This window comes from Rheinheimera baltica DSM 14885 (genome assembly GCF_000425345.1).
GTDB lineage: Bacteria > Pseudomonadota > Gammaproteobacteria > Enterobacterales > Alteromonadaceae > Alishewanella > Alishewanella baltica.
This window is the reverse complement of the sequence record NZ_AUDG01000071.1, coordinates 1-17,751: the sequence shown is the minus strand read 5'-3', so window position 1 is coordinate 17,751 and position 17,751 is coordinate 1. Positions and strand designations below refer to the sequence as shown.

Below are 17,751 nucleotides of genomic sequence, written 5' to 3'. Positions count from 1 at the left end.
CAAAGCAGCTATAGAGTTACTTGAACAACTGCCTGATGCCGAGCATGTTATCGCAGACCGGGGCTATGACAGTGAGAAAGTACGGGAGCAGATCCGAGCGAAAAATGGCGTCCCAACGATACCGCGTAAACGTAATTCAAAAATTGGAAATGGCGATATTGATTGGTGTCTGTACAAATATCGCCATTTAGTAGAGAACGTGTTTGCCAGGCTAAAACATTACCGTTCAGTAGCAACCCGGTATGATAAATTGGCCCGGAATTATGCAAGTACACTTGCCTTGGCTTGCTGTCTATTATGGCTGCCAATGTGGGTTGGCTGAATTATAAACAGCAAAGATCAACAGGCCCTAGTAAAATTATCGTTTGCGGTAATTATTGTGCCATCATTGGTGAATTCGATAACCGCCATTGAGCGGTCTAGTGCAGAAAAAACGGCTTCTTTATCGGCCAATGCATTGTGCTGTGAGGTGACGTCGCTGGCAATTTTAATGATCTGATTTACGTTGCCTTGCGCATTTTTAACCGGAATATAACTGGCTTGCAAATACACCGGCGAGCCATCTTTCTTAATACGTAAAAAACTACCACTAGAGGCTTTACCGTTGGCAAGGTCGCGCCAGAACATGCGGTATTCATCGGAGTTAGTGTAACTGGAAAGGCAGAATATTTTGTGATGTTTGCCGATAACATTTTCAGCAGAATAACCAATGACATTGAGAAACAGGTTGTTGACATCTTGTATGGTGCCATCTGGCGAAAAACTAATATAGGGCATTGATGTTTTAACCGCGCTAAGGGTGTCCTTCGCTGCAATAATTGAGGCATCAATAATAGGTTCAATTGTCGTACTGCTGCGTTTAAATCCGAAAAATGACATAGTCTGCCTCTTCACTGCGGTTAGTATTAAATTCGCTGGATCTTAAGGGGGTGCATTGCATTGCGTATTAAGTGTAGATGTATATTTTGGTGCGGGAAATATTTTATAGATATAAAAAGCCCTTTTGTTTGCAGCAAAAGGGCTTGGTGCTAAGCAGTGTACAACGATAAATTAAAGCGAATACGGCAAGCCATCTTTGCAAGTAAACTGTTTGTTACCTTTATGAGCGCAATTTACCTGACGGCCGGTCACCATGCTAAACCAAATACTGTTGGGCTCAGAGGTTTGCAGCTGAATATCGTCAATGCTGGCTTTATCCTGACAACCGTTAAAACCGTTGCGGTTTAAAATTAATTCTACATGGCGGCCACTGTTATTCAGTACGATAGAATTTGGTGTTTCACGATGGCCGCTTAATGCAACAAACTGCGCCGGGTTTTGCAGGCCGCTGGTGCTGCCATCTGCAAAGAACGCCAGCAGTTGCTGGTAATACACCACATAACTGCATACGTCTTTGTGTGAGCCTTGCTGGAGTGGGAAAGTTTTATCTAAAAAGCCTTTTGAGTAATCCATCACCTGCTGAACATGGCGCTGGTTCAGCTGGTTAATCACGCTAAGCTCGGTTGCCATCCAGGCTGTTTGGCTTTGTGATTGATTGCTGTGTTGTTGGGCCAGTGTTGTCATGATGTCATCCTCGTTTTTAACTATGTTTATCATCCGGTTCTGAGTGTAATTACCGATACTCAGATACTGCCATGCTCGTGGCAGCGGGATTACGTGCAATCCTGCCCTACATCAGGCGGACCTGCTGCGCAGTTCACATTCGTTCCAGACGAATGTGGTGTCCGCCTTCGCTGACGCGAAATGGGTCTGCCCCTGTGCCGTCAGTGTCTGAGTATCTGCTTCTATGGTCATCAGTGTTAAACATCAGACCAGTTGCTATCGGTTAAAAACTAGTCTAGGCTAAAAATTAGCATAATTTCACAATAAAAATTTTACAGTGTGAATTTTACAAAATGAAAATAAACAAAAGCCTGCTTAGAAAGTCGCATTTTCTTGGAACCAAGATAAGAAACTTGCGTAAACGCAATAACTTAACGATGGAAGATTTATCTACCCGCTGTATCCGTGTAAACCCGGAGCAAGCGCCATCGGTGTCTTATTTGTCCATGATTGAACGCGGCAAGCGCACGCCTGGCATTGAAATGCTGGAGGTGATTGCGGAGGTGTTTCAAAAAGACATTGACTGGTTTCTGGATGGTGACGATGCCGGCGAGGACTTAACGCCACAAAAAGGTGCCAAAGGCGGCATTAATGGCATGGCGCTGGAACCGGGCTTTTTGTTTTCAAATGACATTTTACAAATTGCGATACCTGAAATGTTGTCGCAAACCGGTACCAGCGGCAAACAGTTTGCGCAGTTGCTAATACGTGCTCATCAAGAGCATAACCAAAACCACTTTCCCGAGCTGGAACGTGCTGCTGAGGAGGTTGGGCAAAAGCGAATGCCGCTTAGTGTCGACGATTTACTGGTTATCACCAAGCAGTTGGGGCTAAGCGTTAAATGGTTTACCGAAACGCCAAAAGAGCTGTTAGACGAGCTTGGGGTGCTGTCAAAAAATGTTTCAACCTCGTTTTTTGCGCCACCGAATACGCTGCATTTAAACAGCTTACTAAAAGCCTTTCCAACCCGATTAAAATACGAGTTGGCAGTGCATATAGGCCATGCGGTGCTGCACAATAAAGACGGTGTAAAAAGTAGCATGATGGTGGGTGGTGCACGCGATGATGATTTGTCTGACTCAAGCGCTGTGCAACCGCAGGATATTTTGCATGCCTGGCGTGACTTTGAATCGAGCTTTTTTGCCGGGGCGCTGTTGTGCCCAAAACTGCCATTTCGCCAGTTACTTGACCGCCACGGCTATGAAATAAGTAGCCACCAACAGGCCGGCGTGTCAGCGTCTGTTGCCATGCGGCGAATGACGGCGGTATCACCTTATACCCACTGGCATTATTTCGATGCTTACACACCGGGGAAATTAAAAGCCGTATATCGCGGCAACGGTATTCCTTTGCCTTGGGGCAATATGCGACAGGTGCAGGATCCGTGTCAGCATTGGGCAGTGTTTCGTATGTTTGATGTTGAAGGGGTTAGCAGCTCAGCACAGTTGTCGTTGCTTGATGTAAACGGCATGCCGCGTATTTATTGCTGTGAGTCGACCAAGGTAAGTGATTTAGCCGGTAATGCCCATGTGCTGTGCGCTGGTATCGATTTGAACCCGGCGTTGCTGGCGCAGGGCGAAGATGCCGACAGTATGGCAGGCGAGTTAAAACAATTATGTATCGGCAGTGCCGGTGGCGCCAGGGTACCGAAAAAGATTCAAACGGCGCTAACCAGTGTCGCCAACATACTGAACATTAATTGGGTTGCGCGCAGCTTACAAAAACCGGCACAGCTCATTTGCGCTCGTGGCAACAGCTGCCCACGTAGCCCCGGCTGTTATCAGTGTGAAAGCCTTCGGGTATGATGCCCTAACAGAACCGGTTTACCCACGTCAACACGCCGTGAACCCATCCATGGGGGCTCGTTTCAGCCCGTCCAGGGCTTCAACGGTTGACTAAGGCTAAACCGATTCTGCTTTGATGATCCCGCGTGTTATCAACGCTCGTTTTCCCCTAGTAGGTTCAGATCTTTATCCAGCAGCCCTGTCAGCAGCGCCTTACCACTGGCATCTATGCGAAACTGACCATAACGCGCCTGCTCGTAGCGTTCTGCTGTGCCTTCGGCAAAAAAGAAGGCATTAGGGCCAATACTTATTATGCCGTCACGTTGGCGTAGAAGCATTGCGGCTAATTCCGGTGTTGCCTTAGGCTGGGTATTCGACAGGTTATGCAGGCGGGCTTGCTGCTTATCATTAACGTTGATCCAGGCATATTTGTACTGCCGGGCATCGTCCTTTAGTTCACGGTCAATGGCGAACGCCAGTGCCATATAATCGCCCTGCATAATAGAGCGCGGATCGACAGGCGCCAGTTCAATATTCACCAGTCGACCGGTTTTTAGCGTTTGTTCAAACTGGTAAATAGTTATCCCAGCAGCCGCCAAAATGAGCAATACTGCTGCGGCAATAGCCAGCGGGTAGCGTTTGAGTGTCATGCCAGCCTCCGTTGATAGCGTTGCAGTAGCCACCAGGCGGCCAGTAATACCAAGCCACTAAGTGCCAAAATGGCAGACTTGTGCAGTAAATTTAGCTGCAATTGGTAATAAAACTGACTAATAGCAACTAACATGCTTAACAGGCACAACAAGATCCAACGAGTGCTGCCACCATAAAAACACGCCAGCATTAATGCTGTGCTAACCAATAAGCCCGATGCCGGATACAACAACACGCATAACGCGGTTGTGATGGTTATTAAGGCTAAACGGCTGGGCACCGTTGCAAAACGACTGAGCCAAAATACGGTCGATATTAATATTACACTGCCAAGCGCACTATAAAGCGCGCGGGCGACATCCAGCTTATTACCCAGCCAATCACTGAGATCAAGCATAGGTAAACATTGGCCCATCAATGCTAAACAAAGCCCTGCCAGAGTTGTGACTTCCAGCAGGCTTTTTAACTTATCGGCGTGGCGAATACCGGCCCATTTCAATCGGCTACACCACAGCAAAATTGCCCCTGCTGCCAGCACATTGCTGCCTAGCGCAACAACGGTTGCCGAATGCAGTAACGATAACAAGCATATCAACGCGATGCTTATGCTAAGGCGTTGATGCAATTGATTAAGAGGGCTTAACAGCAATAGTGCGGTGATAACCACACAGGCATAAGCAGAATCAACATGATTAAACAGTTCATATAGGGTGTATACCAGCAAGCCCTGGCCCGCAAGAGCAACGGCAACGGACAGATGTTGCACAAATTCCTGACGCCGGGTTGCCAGCCAGATACTGCCTGCCAACAATATAACGGCAACGCCTGCTTTTATAGTACTGCCGTCGGAGACTGCCAGTATTGGGCCAATAAAGGCGCTGATAATAAATAACGACGCTATCCAGGCCGCAATACCTTGCAGTATTTGTAGCCACCAAGGCGAGCCGTGTTGCTGCAATTGCTGCATTTGGGCTTCATCAATAATGTCTGCTTGTTGCAGTAGCTCTGAGGTTAGTATTTTTTCGCTGTTCATCGCGACTGCTCCCGCTGCAGTTTCTTAAGCCACACCGCCGCACCGGCACTGCTACCGATAACATAAAGCGCCAACAAATTGATGATAAAAAAGTTGTCGCTAAAGGCCATTAAGCGTGCAAGGGCTGCGGTGCTCACCGCAATGGCACTGAACAGCAGTAGGGCAAACACGAGCAAATCGCGCTGTAGGCGGAAATACCACAATGCCAACCCGGTACCTAGCAATAAGTAACACAGCAGGTTTGGCTGATACTCTGTTTCCCACACGCCCAGAGTCGCGCCAAAGGTGAGTGGCAGCATCATCGCAACCGCACTTAGCCATGCTAATGGCTTGGGATTGTTAACGCCTAGCTTTTGCAACACAAGTTCGCTTAGTAATAGCAGTACAAAATTCGCCAGCGCCAAATACAGCGCAATATAAGATGCACTTAGTAGCCAAAGCCACGAGTTATTATCCAGATATCGCAACAAGGCCAGTTCGATCAAGCTAAACCATAACAGGTAACAGCCCCGGCTTTTGCTAAGTAGTACCAACGGGGTAATGAGTGCAGCCCATCCCGCAAATAATTGCCAGATATCGGCACCGGTTTGATAAGTCTGGCCAATTAATGCCAATAAGGCGCCGGTTAGAATGGCAGTGGCCAGCATGGCTGCACGCTGCATTAAGCTTTTAACGGGGCTAAATACTGCCACGCTACCTGCTACGAGTACCGCACTGCCAGCCAGAGCAAATTTAGCCAGATAATGCATTAGTGGCCAATTGTGGGCAAAAAAGAAAATTAACGCACTGCTAAGTAGCACCACACTGCCAAATAACAGCACGTAGTTAGCTAATGTCAGCCAGTGTTGTTGGCCTGGTTGCAGGCTGAACTGTGTTTCTGCCAACTGAAGTTGGCTGGCGTTCAGTTGCTGTTGCTCGGTCCACTGAAACAATTGGTCGGCGCGGCGCAGTTTATCCATATTTTGGCTTAGCGTAGCATTAAGTGGATAACATCATAGCGTTTTTATAACTTGTTACAACTTCATCAGGTGAGGTGTTTGTTATATAGGGTTAGCTCAGGTTAGTATGTCAAAGCGTTAAAATATGTAACCTAACCAGGATAACAACAATGAAAAAGCTTACTTTAGCCGCCGCCTCAGTGGCGTTGGCACTTGGCCTTACGGCGTGTAACAATCAAGATACCAAAACGAAAGTGCAACAACCCGTAGCTGCAGAAGTCGCAGCGCCATTAGTATCGGGTATAGACACGCAATACTTTGACCCAGCCGTAAAGTTTAGCGAAGACTTTTTCCTGGCAGTTAACGGTAAATGGTTAGCCGAAACGCCTATTCCTGCTGACAAAGCCTCCTATGGTTCGTTCCATATTTTAAATGACAATTCACAGCAAGCGGTTAAAGCCATTATCGATGAAGTGTCCGCGCGCACAGACTTAAAAGCCGGTTCAGACGAGCAAAAGCTAGGCAGTTTTTACAACAGTTTTATGGATGAAGCTACGATTGAAAAGCTCGGATTAACACCACTGGCGCCGCAGCTGGATGCCATTAAAGCGCTTACCGACAAGGCGCAACTGGCGCCGCTGTTTGCCCGCTTGCAACGTGATGGTGTGGCCATTCCCTTTGGTTGGTATGTTAACAACGACGCGAAAAACTCCACCGAGTATGCAGTTTACCTTGGTCAAGGTGGTTTAGGCTTGCCCGATCGCGATTACTATTTTAAAGATGACGAAGCCTCATTAAAGCTGATTGCTGATTACAAAACCTATTTAACAGACATGTTTACCCTGGCAGGTAACTCAGATGCCGCTGCTGCAGCTGAGCGGGTATACGCGCTGGAAAAAGCACTGGCTGAGCACCACTGGACAAGAGTTGAAAGCCGCAATGCTGATAAAACGTATAACAAAATTGCCGCCACTGATCTTGATAACACTATGGGCAGCTTTGACTGGGCCAGCTTCGCAACTGGAGTAAAGCTTAATAGCGTTGCCGACATTATCGTACGTCAACCAAGTTATTTTGAAGGTTTCGCTAAGGTATTAGCGGCAACTGATTTACAAAGCTGGCAAGACTATTTAAGCATTAAAACCATTCATGGCTATGCCGACAAGCTTAGCAGCAACTTTGCAGACCGCCGTTTTGCTTTTTATGGCACAACATTAAGTGGCATAGAGCAGCAGCAGCCACGTTGGAAGCGCGCAGTTGCCGCTTCAGATGAGGTATTGGGTGAGCTGACCGGTAAGCTTTACGTTGAGCGTCATTTCAAGCCAGAAGCGAAAGCACGTATGGAGGAATTAGTCGCTAACCTGATTAAGGCTTACGAAATCGCCATTAAAGAGCTTGAGTGGATGACGGAAGACACCAAAGTAGCGGCATTGGAAAAACTCAGTACCTTTACGCCGAAAATTGGTTACCCGGATAAGTGGAAAGATTACTCCGCTCTTGAAATTAAAGCTGATGACCTGGTTGGTAACTTTGTTCGCTCCAGTCATTGGGGCTATGACGAAATGGTGAACAAGCTGGGTAAGCCAATCGATAAGAGCGAATGGTTTATGACTCCGCAAACGGTAAATGCCTACTACAACCCGGTAAACAACGAAATTGTATTCCCTGCGGCTATTTTACAACCGCCTTTCTTTAATATGGCAGCAGACGATGCAGTGAACTATGGCGGTATCGGTGGTGTTATTGGCCACGAAATTGGCCATGGTTTTGACGACCAGGGGGCTAAATACGATGGTAACGGTAACCTGCGCAACTGGTGGACTGAGCAAGACAGAATGCAGTTCCAGGCGCGTGGAGCTAAGTTAATTGGCCAGTACAATAAGTTTGAACCCCTGCCAGGCTTAAGCATTAACGGTGCATTGGCACTGGGTGAGAACATTGGTGACCTAGGGGGGATGACGGTAGCATTAAAAGCGTTCCAATTATCACTGGAAGGTAAAGAGGCGCCAGTATTAGATGGCTTTACCGGCGAACAACGCTTTTTCTTAAGCTGGGCGCAAGTGTGGCGTTCGCAATATCGCGAAGAGGCGCTTAAGCGTCAGCTAAGCACCGGGCCACACTCTCCGGCGCATTATCGTGTTATTGGCGTGCTGCCTAATATTCCGCAATTTTACACTGCCTTTGATATTAAAGAAGGCGATGCGATGTATATTGCGCCAGAGCAGCGCGTTAAGATCTGGTAATTACCCGTCGTCTTTCAAAATGCAAGGGTGTTAGCTGCGGCCATCAACTCCAATCACTTAGAAAAGCTAAGCTCATGGAGATTGATGGTCTTGCCGCCTACGTGCATGTTGAAATCCATTGGGTAATATTTTTCTGCTAGACTACACAGGCTGAGCATGCAACTGCTCAGCCTTTTTATTGGTCTGACCACTATAATAGATAATATAAAACATTCGGTTTTGCATTCACCGTATTTATACCCATTATAAGTAGGGTGGTTAACGACCAGATGTCAATTTGGCCCGAAATTTCATATAATCACGCCCATTCATTCTAAGAATGACGCTGCAGTGGCAAGACTGCAGCAAACGACCAAGAGGATCATACTGTGCTACAACAATATCGCGAACATGTGGCCGAGCGCGCAGCGCAAGGTATCCCGCCAAAACCGCTCAATGCAGAGCAGGTAGCCGCTTTAGTTGACTTGTTAAAGAACCCGCCAAAAGGCGAAGAAGAAACCCTTTTAGATTTATTGATAAACCGCGTACCACCAGGTGTGGATGAAGCCGCTTACGTTAAAGCTGGCTTTTTAGCTGCTGTTGCTAAAGGTGAAACCAGCTGCAGTTTAATCAGCGCAGAACGCGCGACTGAGCTGCTGGGTACTATGATGGGTGGCTACAATATTGAGCCATTAATCAGCCTGTTAGACGATGCCAAATTGGCTCCGGTTGCTGCAAAAGCCTTATCACATACGTTATTAATTTTTGATGCGTTTCATGACGTAACAGAAAAAGCCGATGCGGGTAATGCGCATGCAAAACAAGTAGTACAAAGCTGGGCCGACGCTGAATGGTTTGAAGCCAAGCCAGCCTTAGCAGAAAAAATTACCGTTACCGTATTTAAAGTGTCGGGCGAAACCAACACCGACGATTTATCACCGGCACCCGATGCCTGGTCACGTCCTGATATCCCATTGCATGCTTTAGCGATGCTGAAAAATGCCCGCGAAGGTATCAACCCGGATCAACCGGGTACTGTCGGCCCAATCAAGCAACTGGATGAACTGAATAAGAAAGGTTTCCCACTGGCTTACGTTGGCGACGTTGTAGGTACTGGTTCTTCACGTAAATCTGCGACTAACTCTGTGCTGTGGTTTATGGGTGATGATATTCCATACGTACCAAATAAGCGCGGTGGTGGTTTTGTCTTAGGCGGCAAAATTGCGCCAATCTTCTTTAACACTATGGAAGACTCCGGTGCACTACCCATTGAAGTTGACGTAAACCAGCTGGAAATGGGCGATGTAATCGACATTCTGCCGTTCGAGGGCAAAGTGGTACGTCACGGTACTGATGAAGTACTTGCTGAATTTAGCCTGGCAACAGATGTACTTATCGATGAAGTGCGCGCTGGTGGCCGTATTCCACTAATCATTGGCCGTGGTTTAACTGACCGTGCGCGTGAATTTTTAGGCCATGGCCCATCTGACAAATTCCGTCGTCCGCAAGCTAAAGCTGATTCAGGCAAAGGCTTCACGCTGGCGCAGAAAATGGTAGGTAAAGCGTGTGGCGTGAAAGGTGTGCGCCCAGGTGTTTATTGTGAACCGAAGATGACCACCGTAGGCTCGCAAGATACTACCGGCCCAATGACGCGTGACGAGTTAAAAGACTTAGCCTGTTTAGGTTTCTCTGCTGATTTAACTATGCAGTCTTTCTGTCACACTGCGGCTTATCCAAAGCCGGTAGATGTTGATACGCACCACACGCTGCCAGATTTCATTATGAACCGTGGCGGTGTATCACTGCGTCCGGGTGATGGCATCATCCACAGCTGGTTAAACCGCATGTTACTGCCTGATACCGTAGGTACCGGTGGTGACTCGCACACCCGTTTCCCAATTGGCATTTCGTTCCCGGCGGGCTCTGGTTTAGTCGCATTTGCTGCAGCAACCGGTGTTATGCCACTGGATATGCCAGAATCAGTGTTAGTGCGCTTTAAAGGTGAAATGCAGCCGGGTATTACCCTGCGCGACCTAGTGCATGCTATTCCGTATGTGGCTATTCAAAAAGGTTTGTTAACGGTTGATAAGAAAGGCAAGAAGAACATCTTCTCTGGCCGTATTCTGGAAATTGAAGGCTTACCAAACTTAACTGTTGAGCAAGCGTTTGAATTATCTGATGCCTCAGCAGAGCGTTCAGCTGCCGGTTGTACTATTAAGCTGTCAGACGCGTCTATTGCTGAGTATTTAGAATCAAACATCGTGATGCTTAAGTGGATGATTTCTGAAGGCTACGGTGATGTACGGACTATCGAACGTCGTATTCAGGCAATGCAAGCCTGGCTGAAAGATCCGCAGTTGATGTCTGCAGATGCGGATGCTGAGTACAGCGAAATTATCGAAATTGACCTGGCTGATATTAAAGAGCCGGTACTGTGCGCGCCTAACGATCCGGATGACGCACGTTTACTGTCTGAAGTAGCCGGCGACAAGATTGATGAAGTGTTTATCGGTTCTTGTATGACCAACATTGGACACTTCCGTGCTGCAGGTAAGCTGTTAGATAAGTTCAAAGGCCAGTTACCAACGCGTTTGTGGATTGCACCACCAACGAAGATGGACCAGGCACAGTTAACCGAAGAAGGTTACTACAGCATCTTCGGTAAAGTAGGTGCCCGCACTGAAATGCCAGGCTGTTCACTGTGTATGGGTAACCAGGCGCGTGTGGCAGAGAAATCAACGGTAGTGTCTACTTCTACCCGTAACTTCCCTAACCGTTTAGGTCAGGGCGCTAACGTGTACTTAGCTTCAGCTGAGTTGGCGGCGGTAGCCTCTATCATTGGTAAGTTACCAACGGTAGCGGAGTATCTGGAATACGCGAAGCAAATCGACGCCACAGCGGCCGATACTTACCGATACCTGAACTTCCATCGCATGGAGCAGTACACCAAAAAAGCGGATAACGTGATTATTCAGCAAGCGGTGTAATTCCAGCTCTGTTGCTAAAGGCCTGCATTTGCAGGCCTTTTTTCTGCTGGCTAATATAGCCATAGCAGCTACAATTTTATTACCGGTAAACAGACGAACGCTTGGCGAGCCTGACAGAGTATGCAGGCGCCGCTCGTGCAAAGTTCCAACTATTGCTTAAACATGGAACAGAAGTATGGAATACGACTTTATTTACGATCGTAACACCTTGCAATTCAGCATCAAGCTGCCAGCAGAGCATGAGGTATTAGGCCGCTTTTTGCTGGACGAGTTTGGCCAGCAGGCTGAGGCTTATCAGGCAATTATTCAGCAACTTACTAAACACAAATCACATCAGCCTACGCAATATCAGGGTAAAGAGTTTTTGCTGGAAGTGGACGAAGGGGAAGTGACGCTAAGTCATAATACGCTGTTCTACAATGCAGAGCACCCTGTTGCCGAGCAACAACAAAAGCTAAAAGAAGATGATCTACAGTTAGACGAGCACGGTATGACAATGCAATGTGGGCTGGAAGATCTGTTAAAACTGCTGCGCGAATGGCAGCAGTTTTTGGCAGATTAACTATCGTATACGTTAAGTGGCAACAGCAGGGTGAACTGTGTACCTTGCCCTTCTGTGCTGCTAACGCTGATATTGCCACGCAGCTTTTGCGTCACAAGGTTGTAAACAATATGCAAGCCTAAGCCTGTTCCACCTTGATGGCGGCTAGTGGTAAAGAAGGGATCAAAAATGCGTTCCAGGTTTTCTTTGCTAATGCCTATGCCATCGTCAGCAAATACAATTTCAACCAGATTATCACGCTGGCAACAAGTGATAGTAATATGACCAACTGCATGGTCTTTGAAGGCATGCAACATGGTATTTTGGCAAAAGTTGGTAATAATTTGACCGACAGTACCAGGGTAGCTATCCATCATAATATTATTGGCGCAGCTAACCTCAATGCTAATTTCTCGAGAGCGCCACATTAGTCGTAAGCTTTCAAGTAATTCATCTATGTATTCGGCTAGATTGAACCGACGTTGATTATCCGCAGTACGGTCGACCGATACTTGCTTAAAATTTATCACCAAATGTGCCGCACGTTGCAGGTTAGTATTGAGTAGTTGAGTCGCTTGGGTAAGTTTGTTGAGGTACTCTGTTAGTTCGGTACGGCGAATATTGCCACTTGCTAAGCGGTTTGTTAGCTGAACACTTTCTTCATTGACAATACTACTGGCGGTTAATGCCACGCCAAGCGGTGTATTAACTTCATGTGCTACACCCGCTACTAGTTGGCCTAGCGCGGCCATTTTTTCTGTGCGCACTAACTCTTTCATCGTAGACGCCAATTGTTGCACAGTGTGTTCTGCTCGGTTCTTAGACTCTTCCAGTGCCTTGCTGCGCTCATTTAACGCATTTGTGCGCTCTTCAACCAGCCAGGCGAGTTCTTCTTGTCGCTGTTGCATCTGGCGTAAACGCATAACATGTACAGTAAGTAATAGGCATATTATAAAGCTAATTATGAGGAGTCTGGCGAGCCAGGTTTCCCACCATAGCGGCAATACTTCAACAGTAAGTTGCTGCTCTTCACTCCAGCCCGACTGGGGTAAACCTGCACGCAAACGTAACAGATACGTGCCCGGCGGTAGTCGTTCAAAATCTGCAGAGCGATTGTTAGAGTCTTTAGTCGTCCACGCGACTGACAGCGGATCTAAGCGGTATTGGAACTTTATCTGTTGGCTTTCAATAAACTCACGGGTAGAAAACTTAAAACTGACACTGCGTGAACCTGTTGCAGGAATTGTCAGGTGCTTATCGCTGTGCAGTACTTTGGCTAAAGACGCGTCTGTATTAAGGGTATCAAGCTGCAAGGGGATGCCATTGACATCAATTTCTTTAATATGTGGTGTGGCAATGTCAGGTGCTTGATATGCTAACACCAGTTCTGGGCTAAACACGGTAAAGCCATCCATACCACCAAACACAATATCGCCATTATCCAATTTGCTGCTGGAAGCATTAATGTAGTCGCGGTTCAGCGTACCGTGGTAGGCACTAAAATTGCGAAAAGTGCTGCTTTGAGGGAGAAATACTGCAATGCCAGAGGAGGTGCTAAACCAGATGTTTCCTGCATCATCCGTCTCTGCTGATTTAAGTTGTTTACTTACTAAACCTTGAGGATCCATATAAGATTTAAAACCGGCACGAGCCGGGTTGTCAAAAGGGGTTGGAATGATAAGCTCCTTCAAGCCGCCACCGTTGGTTGCCAACCAATGTTTGCCATCTGGCGTTTGCACATAATCCATTGGTGCAAACTTTAGCTCGGCCTGGTTATTGTCAAATGATGTACCAATAGCATGGTTAAAGAGCAGTTCACCGGTGCTAGCATCAAACCAAGACAAGCCATCGTAAGAGCCGACTAAGATAAATTGTTGAAGCGGTTTAATAAAAGTAATAGAGCGGCTAAAGCTATGGCGCTTCACAACAAATTGTAGCTTAGGGTCCAGTAGTACAATGCCAAACTGATCAATGGCTAACCACAAATGCGCAGACGTATCCAACATGCGTCTTACCGGACCAGCAGGCAGATCAACGGGTAAAGTTAAATCACGATAGGCACCTGTACTAATTTCAAGCTGTTTTATGCCGCTACTGTGGCCAAAAAGTATGCTGTCTGCACGTTTTAATGTGCTGTAAAACGTAATGCTTTCTTGCGGATCACCTACCGGGTTAAATTCAGCGCCAGGCAAATTCATGCTGAATAAGCCATCAGCAGTACCTGCCCAGACGCGCTGTTCCAGGCTGGCTAATGTTATGGTTGCAGGGTTTCTGGCTGCTGCCATTAGGGGTAAGTCTGGCGTGATACTGGTAAATAAATTACTCGCCTGATGCAGGCGTGACACACCACCATTCCAGGTGCCCACCCAAAGGCTGTTATCGTTATCTTCCAACAGTGCGATCACTTTACCACTACCAAGACTCGTTTTATTGTTACGTTGATGGTAGTAAGAGGCTTTTTGCTGCCACAGGCCTTCGGATAGCTGAAGCTGGTTTAACCCATGCTGAGTACCCACCCAGAGGTTGCCGTTTTGAGACAGCTTGATGCTACGAATTTCTTTGCTGGTAATGCCGTTGTTATAGCTGGCAAGTGTAATTTGAGTCCAGGCTGAGCTATTGGCCTCGCGCATTATTAAGCCTTCATTTTCCAGCCCCACCCATAGCCGGCCAGCCTCATCATAGAGCAATGCCATAACTGATGCGTCAGGGTAAGGATAGTCAGCAATCTCAATTACGTTGCCACTGGATATCTCTACACAAAACAATCCCCGAGGCGTGCCCAGCCATAAATGCCCGCTGTTATCGGTGGTTAAAGCGGTGATATTTTGTTGCTGGAAAATGTGCTCAGATGGTGCCTGTTGTGGCCATGATAACAGCATGTTACCGGTGGCGTTTAATAGCGCAGGGCCACGTTCTGTGCCAGCCCAAAGCCGTTGCTGGTTATCCAGGTGTAAGGAGATAATCGCGTTATCCAGACGCTGGCGGCCGGATACCAACGCGATATCAGCAAAAGTTGCTGTTGAGGGAGTAAACCGGTTTAGCCCGTTTAAGGTGCCAATCCATAGTTGCTTTTGATTGTCGATAACCAGCGAGGTAACAAAGTTATCTGATACGGTATGCTGCTGTTTATCAAGTTGAAACACCTCTACACTAAAGCCGTCATAACGGTTTAACCCATTTTGGGTGCCAATCCAAATATTGCCAATGTCATCTTGTGCTATTGCGGTAACGGTGGCTTGCGATAACCCTTGTTGTATATCCAAACGAACAAAACGTGATGCTAAAGGCTCGGCGGCCAATAATACCGTATGCATTTGCAGCGCGATAAATGCTATTACCAAGACGACACATTTTTGTACGTTACGACACATAACCAACCTTGATTATTTAAACCAATACATTCTCAGTTGTGAGCTTCAAGCTGATTGTTAATAGCACGGCTTGAAACTAAACGGTATGGAAAAACTCGCTTTGCTGCAACTACTTAATTTGATGCCATCTGGTGTGAGTGTAGTTGAATTAGTTGTGCTGTGCTTGAGCTTTACCTTTGCACAGCCAGAGGGAAAAAGTGCACTCAATTGGTGCGAAATATAATCAGTTGTAACGTTATATTTTCATAAGTGCATGATTTTGTTTGAAATGAAAAAGTGGCACAAGGTTTTCTTATATAAATTGCAATCGCATTATAAAAGTAAAAAGGAAAACGATATGAAGCTTGTATGTGCCATCATCAAGCCGTTTAAACTGGACGATGTACGCGAAGCTATTGCTGACATTGGGGTAGAAGGTTTAACGGTAACAGAAGTAAAAGGTTTCGGCCGCCAGAAAGGGCATACCGAATTATACCGCGGTGCTGAGTATCAGGTTGATTTCCTGCCTAAAGTGAAGCTGGAGATTGCTACGCTGGATGATCAGGTTGATCGCTTAATCGAAGCCATTCAAAAAGCGGCATACACCGGTCGTATTGGCGACGGTAAGATTTTCGTTTATGACCTGGAGCAGGCTGTGCGTATTCGTACCGGCGAATCTGACGCTGAAGCCATTTAAGGAGCTGTTATCATGCAAGAGCAAATTTTTCACTTACAATACGCAATGGACACCTTTTACTTTTTGGTTTGCGGTGCCCTGGTTATGTGGATGGCAGCAGGTTTTGCCATGCTGGAAGCTGGCTTAGTTCGAGCAAAAAATACGACTGAAATTTTAACTAAAAACGTCTCACTTTATGCCATTGCCTGCATTATGTATTTAGTGTGCGGCTATGAATTAATGTATGGCGGCGGTTACTTCTTGTCAGGCATTGGCGCAGTAGACGTTGATGCAACGTTAACAGAGTTTGCTGGCCGTGAAGATGGCTTCACTGGCGGTGCGATATATTCAAAAGCGTCAGACTTTTTCTTCCAGGTGGTTTTTGTTGCTACAGCGATGTCGATTGTATCAGGTGCAGTAGCTGAGCGTATGAAACTATGGGCATTTCTGGCCTTTGCAGTCGTAATGACGGCAGTAATTTACCCGATGGAAGGTAGCTGGACCTGGGGTGGCAATGCCGTATTTGGTCTGTATTCTTTAGGTGATGATTTTGGTTTCTCAGATTTTGCTGGCTCAGGCATTGTACACATGGCGGGCGCCGCTGCAGCGTTGGCAGGTGTGTTGCTGTTAGGGGCTCGTAAAGGCAAATACAGCAAAGATGGCAAAGCTATCGCTATTCCCGGTTCAAATATGCCACTAGCGACTATTGGTACTTTGATTCTGTGGATGGGCTGGTTCGGTTTTAATGGCGGCTCAGTATTAAAGCTGGGTGATATTGGCAATGCAAACAGTGTCGCCATGGTATTTTTAAACACCAATGCAGCTGCCGCCGCTGGTGCCGTTGCTGCGATGATTCTATCTGTTGTGTTGTTCCGTAAAGCCGATTTAACCATGGTATTAAATGGTGCATTAGCAGGCTTAGTGGCTATTACTGCTGAACCTTCAACCCCAACAGCGCTGCAAGCTACCTTATTTGGTGCGGTTGCGGGTGTCATTGTAGTGGTGTCTATTCTGATGATGGATAAAGTGAAAATTGATGACCCTGTAGGTGCGATTTCTGTGCACGGTGTTGTTGGGTTCTTTGGTTTGATGTTAGTGCCACTAACTAAAGAAGGTACAAGCTTTGTTGGGCAATTAGTGGGTGCTGCAACCATCTTTGTTTGGGTATTTGGTACCAGCCTGATTGTGTGGTATGTGCTGAAACTGGTAATGGGTATCCGTGTTAGCGAAGAAACAGAGTATGAAGGCGTAGACGCATCAGAGTGTGGTATTGAAGCCTACCCTGAATTCGTCTCGTCAGTAAAGTAAGCAGCCTGGGAAGAGTTGGTGAAACTTCCCGGGAGCGAGTAAGCGAGGAGGTGGCTGCCGTATCTGCCACCGCCCCTGCGAGCTGAACAACATCACCAAACTACGTCTATCCTTGTCCTTTGTCTTTTTATCTGACCCCCCGCGCTTTATAGCGCGGGGTTTTTTATTCTCTAACCCAAGCTGATTACTAGCGCATGGCGTTACTTTAAGGTTAAACATTTAGCTTGCGGCACATCTAACTTCAGATGGCTGACAATGATGAGTAGCCCATAGCGCTGACGCTGGAGCAGAACACTTAGTACGTGTTGTGTGGTTGCGTTAGTGCGTCAAGCAAAGCTTGATGCATCTTGCAGGGTGTAAGTCCCTGTCGGGTAAGGTGTAACTGACCACCCGTATCGAGTGTTGCGCCTATGGCGGAGCCAGTATTTTTTTTACTGACGAACAAGATAGGTGAAGCGTACACAGAGAATTAGTTAGGCCACAGGGGATACGTGTCCCTGAAGGTTGGTATCGCTTCGATAAGCACAATCTGACTGACGAGGTTTGTAACGCCACCGAAGTCCATGCAAAGCAGCCGTTAAAGTGAGGCTGTGACGAGTCAGCGGAGTTATCAAGCCGTGGCATGATTAAAGAGATGTATCAGGAACTTGAGAGAGCCA

The 17,751-nt window shown here is 47.0% G+C and carries 13 protein-coding genes; 7 read left to right on the top strand and 6 right to left on the bottom strand.

All coding sequences use genetic code 11. From position 1 onward, the window contains the following. Positions 1 to 322, top strand: a 322-nt coding sequence (locus H595_RS0117530) for an IS5/IS1182 family transposase (RefSeq protein WP_027672362.1), incomplete at its 5' end; no start/stop codon positions are given. A gap of 17 nt (positions 323 to 339) precedes the next feature. Here H595_RS0117530 and H595_RS22755 read toward each other — a convergent pair. Both H595_RS22755 and H595_RS0117520 read right to left on the bottom strand, forming a co-directional pair. After that, on the bottom strand, positions 340 to 879 hold the full coding sequence (locus H595_RS22755) for a PAS domain-containing protein (RefSeq protein WP_027672361.1): 540 nt from the start codon (positions 877 to 879) through the stop codon (positions 340 to 342). Between the two features lie 171 nt (positions 880 to 1,050). Further along, the gene (locus H595_RS0117520; RefSeq protein WP_027672360.1) at positions 1,051 to 1,563 is read right to left on the bottom strand and encodes an aldolase/citrate lyase/malate synthase family protein; all 513 of its coding nucleotides are present in this window, start codon (positions 1,561 to 1,563) and stop codon (positions 1,051 to 1,053) included. A 392-nt stretch (positions 1,564 to 1,955) separates the two neighbouring features. On the opposite strand from H595_RS0117520, the gene H595_RS0117515 reads away from it, so the two are divergent. Next, positions 1,956 to 3,407 (top strand): DUF3612 domain-containing protein, encoded by a 1,452-nt coding sequence (locus H595_RS0117515; protein ID WP_240474930.1) that lies wholly within the window; start codon positions 1,956 to 1,958, stop codon positions 3,405 to 3,407. A gap of 131 nt (positions 3,408 to 3,538) precedes the next feature. Here H595_RS0117515 and H595_RS0117510 read toward each other — a convergent pair whose 3' ends face one another. Genes H595_RS0117510 through H595_RS0117500 form a run of 3 tightly spaced genes read right to left on the bottom strand, consistent with a single transcriptional unit; the run spans position 3,539 to position 6,029 of the window. Then, complete coding sequence (locus H595_RS0117510) at positions 3,539 to 4,036, bottom strand: GDYXXLXY domain-containing protein (RefSeq protein ID WP_027672358.1); 498 nt, start codon at positions 4,034 to 4,036, stop codon at positions 3,539 to 3,541. Continuing rightward, entirely contained in the window at positions 4,033 to 5,070 is a 1,038-nt protein-coding gene (locus H595_RS0117505; RefSeq protein WP_027672357.1) for a DUF4401 domain-containing protein, read from the bottom strand. Before H595_RS0117505 ends, H595_RS0117510 begins: the two co-directional genes overlap by 4 nt. Next, a complete protein-coding gene (locus H595_RS0117500; RefSeq protein ID WP_027672356.1) occupies positions 5,067 to 6,029 on the bottom strand; it encodes a DUF2157 domain-containing protein in 963 nt (320 codons plus the stop codon). The genes H595_RS0117505 and H595_RS0117500 overlap by 4 nt, the downstream gene beginning before the upstream one ends. Before the next feature lie 149 nt (positions 6,030 to 6,178). Between H595_RS0117500 and H595_RS0117495 the strand changes: the two genes are divergently transcribed. The 3 genes from H595_RS0117495 (at position 6,179) to H595_RS0117485 (ending at position 11,779) form a co-directional block, all read left to right on the top strand. After that, positions 6,179 to 8,251 (top strand): M13 family metallopeptidase, encoded by a 2,073-nt coding sequence (locus tag H595_RS0117495; protein ID WP_027672355.1) that lies wholly within the window; start codon positions 6,179 to 6,181, stop codon positions 8,249 to 8,251. Between the two features lie 368 nt (positions 8,252 to 8,619). Further along, on the top strand, positions 8,620 to 11,217 hold the full coding sequence (gene acnB / locus H595_RS0117490; RefSeq protein ID WP_027672354.1) for a bifunctional aconitate hydratase 2/2-methylisocitrate dehydratase: 2,598 nt from the start codon (positions 8,620 to 8,622) through the stop codon (positions 11,215 to 11,217). Between the two features lie 175 nt (positions 11,218 to 11,392). Then, complete coding sequence (locus tag H595_RS0117485) at positions 11,393 to 11,779, top strand: YacL family protein (protein WP_027672353.1); 387 nt, start codon at positions 11,393 to 11,395, stop codon at positions 11,777 to 11,779. Here the strand turns inward: H595_RS0117485 and H595_RS0117480 are convergent. Next, positions 11,776 to 15,129 carry a sensor histidine kinase gene (locus tag H595_RS0117480; RefSeq protein ID WP_051219972.1) on the bottom strand — a complete coding sequence of 1,118 codons (3,354 nt, stop codon included), beginning with the start codon at positions 15,127 to 15,129 and terminating at the stop codon, positions 11,776 to 11,778. The genes H595_RS0117485 and H595_RS0117480 overlap by 4 nt on opposite strands. A 337-nt stretch (positions 15,130 to 15,466) precedes the next feature. Here H595_RS0117480 and glnK point away from each other — a divergent pair, with 337 nt between their 5' ends. Both glnK and H595_RS0117465 read left to right on the top strand, forming a co-directional pair. Next, positions 15,467 to 15,805, top strand: coding sequence for a P-II family nitrogen regulator (gene glnK / locus H595_RS0117470; RefSeq protein ID WP_027672351.1), 339 nt, complete (start codon positions 15,467 to 15,469; stop codon positions 15,803 to 15,805). 12 nt (positions 15,806 to 15,817) lie between these two features. Next, complete coding sequence (locus H595_RS0117465; RefSeq protein ID WP_027672350.1) at positions 15,818 to 17,092, top strand: ammonium transporter; 1,275 nt, start codon at positions 15,818 to 15,820, stop codon at positions 17,090 to 17,092. The last annotated feature ends 659 nt before the right edge of the window (positions 17,093 to 17,751 follow it).

Excerpts from the sequence above, each read along its gene's own strand:
- H595_RS22755 (WP_027672361.1), bottom strand. The coding sequence starts at position 879 with ATGTCATTTTTCGGATTTAAACGCAGCAGTACGACAATTGAACCTATT.
- H595_RS0117520 (WP_027672360.1), bottom strand. The coding sequence starts at position 1,563 with ATGACAACACTGGCCCAACAACACAGCAATCAATCACAAAGCCAAACA.
- H595_RS0117510 (WP_027672358.1), bottom strand. The coding sequence starts at position 4,036 with ATGACACTCAAACGCTACCCGCTGGCTATTGCCGCAGCAGTATTGCTC.
- H595_RS0117505 (WP_027672357.1), bottom strand. The coding sequence starts at position 5,070 with ATGAACAGCGAAAAAATACTAACCTCAGAGCTACTGCAACAAGCAGAC.
- H595_RS0117500 (WP_027672356.1), bottom strand. The coding sequence starts at position 6,029 with ATGGATAAACTGCGCCGCGCCGACCAATTGTTTCAGTGGACCGAGCAA.
- H595_RS0117495 (WP_027672355.1), top strand. The coding sequence starts at position 6,179 with ATGAAAAAGCTTACTTTAGCCGCCGCCTCAGTGGCGTTGGCACTTGGC.
- H595_RS0117485 (WP_027672353.1), top strand. The coding sequence starts at position 11,393 with ATGGAATACGACTTTATTTACGATCGTAACACCTTGCAATTCAGCATC.
- H595_RS0117480 (WP_051219972.1), bottom strand. The coding sequence starts at position 15,129 with ATGTGTCGTAACGTACAAAAATGTGTCGTCTTGGTAATAGCATTTATC.
- glnK (WP_027672351.1), top strand. The coding sequence starts at position 15,467 with ATGAAGCTTGTATGTGCCATCATCAAGCCGTTTAAACTGGACGATGTA.
- H595_RS0117465 (WP_027672350.1), top strand. The coding sequence starts at position 15,818 with ATGCAAGAGCAAATTTTTCACTTACAATACGCAATGGACACCTTTTAC.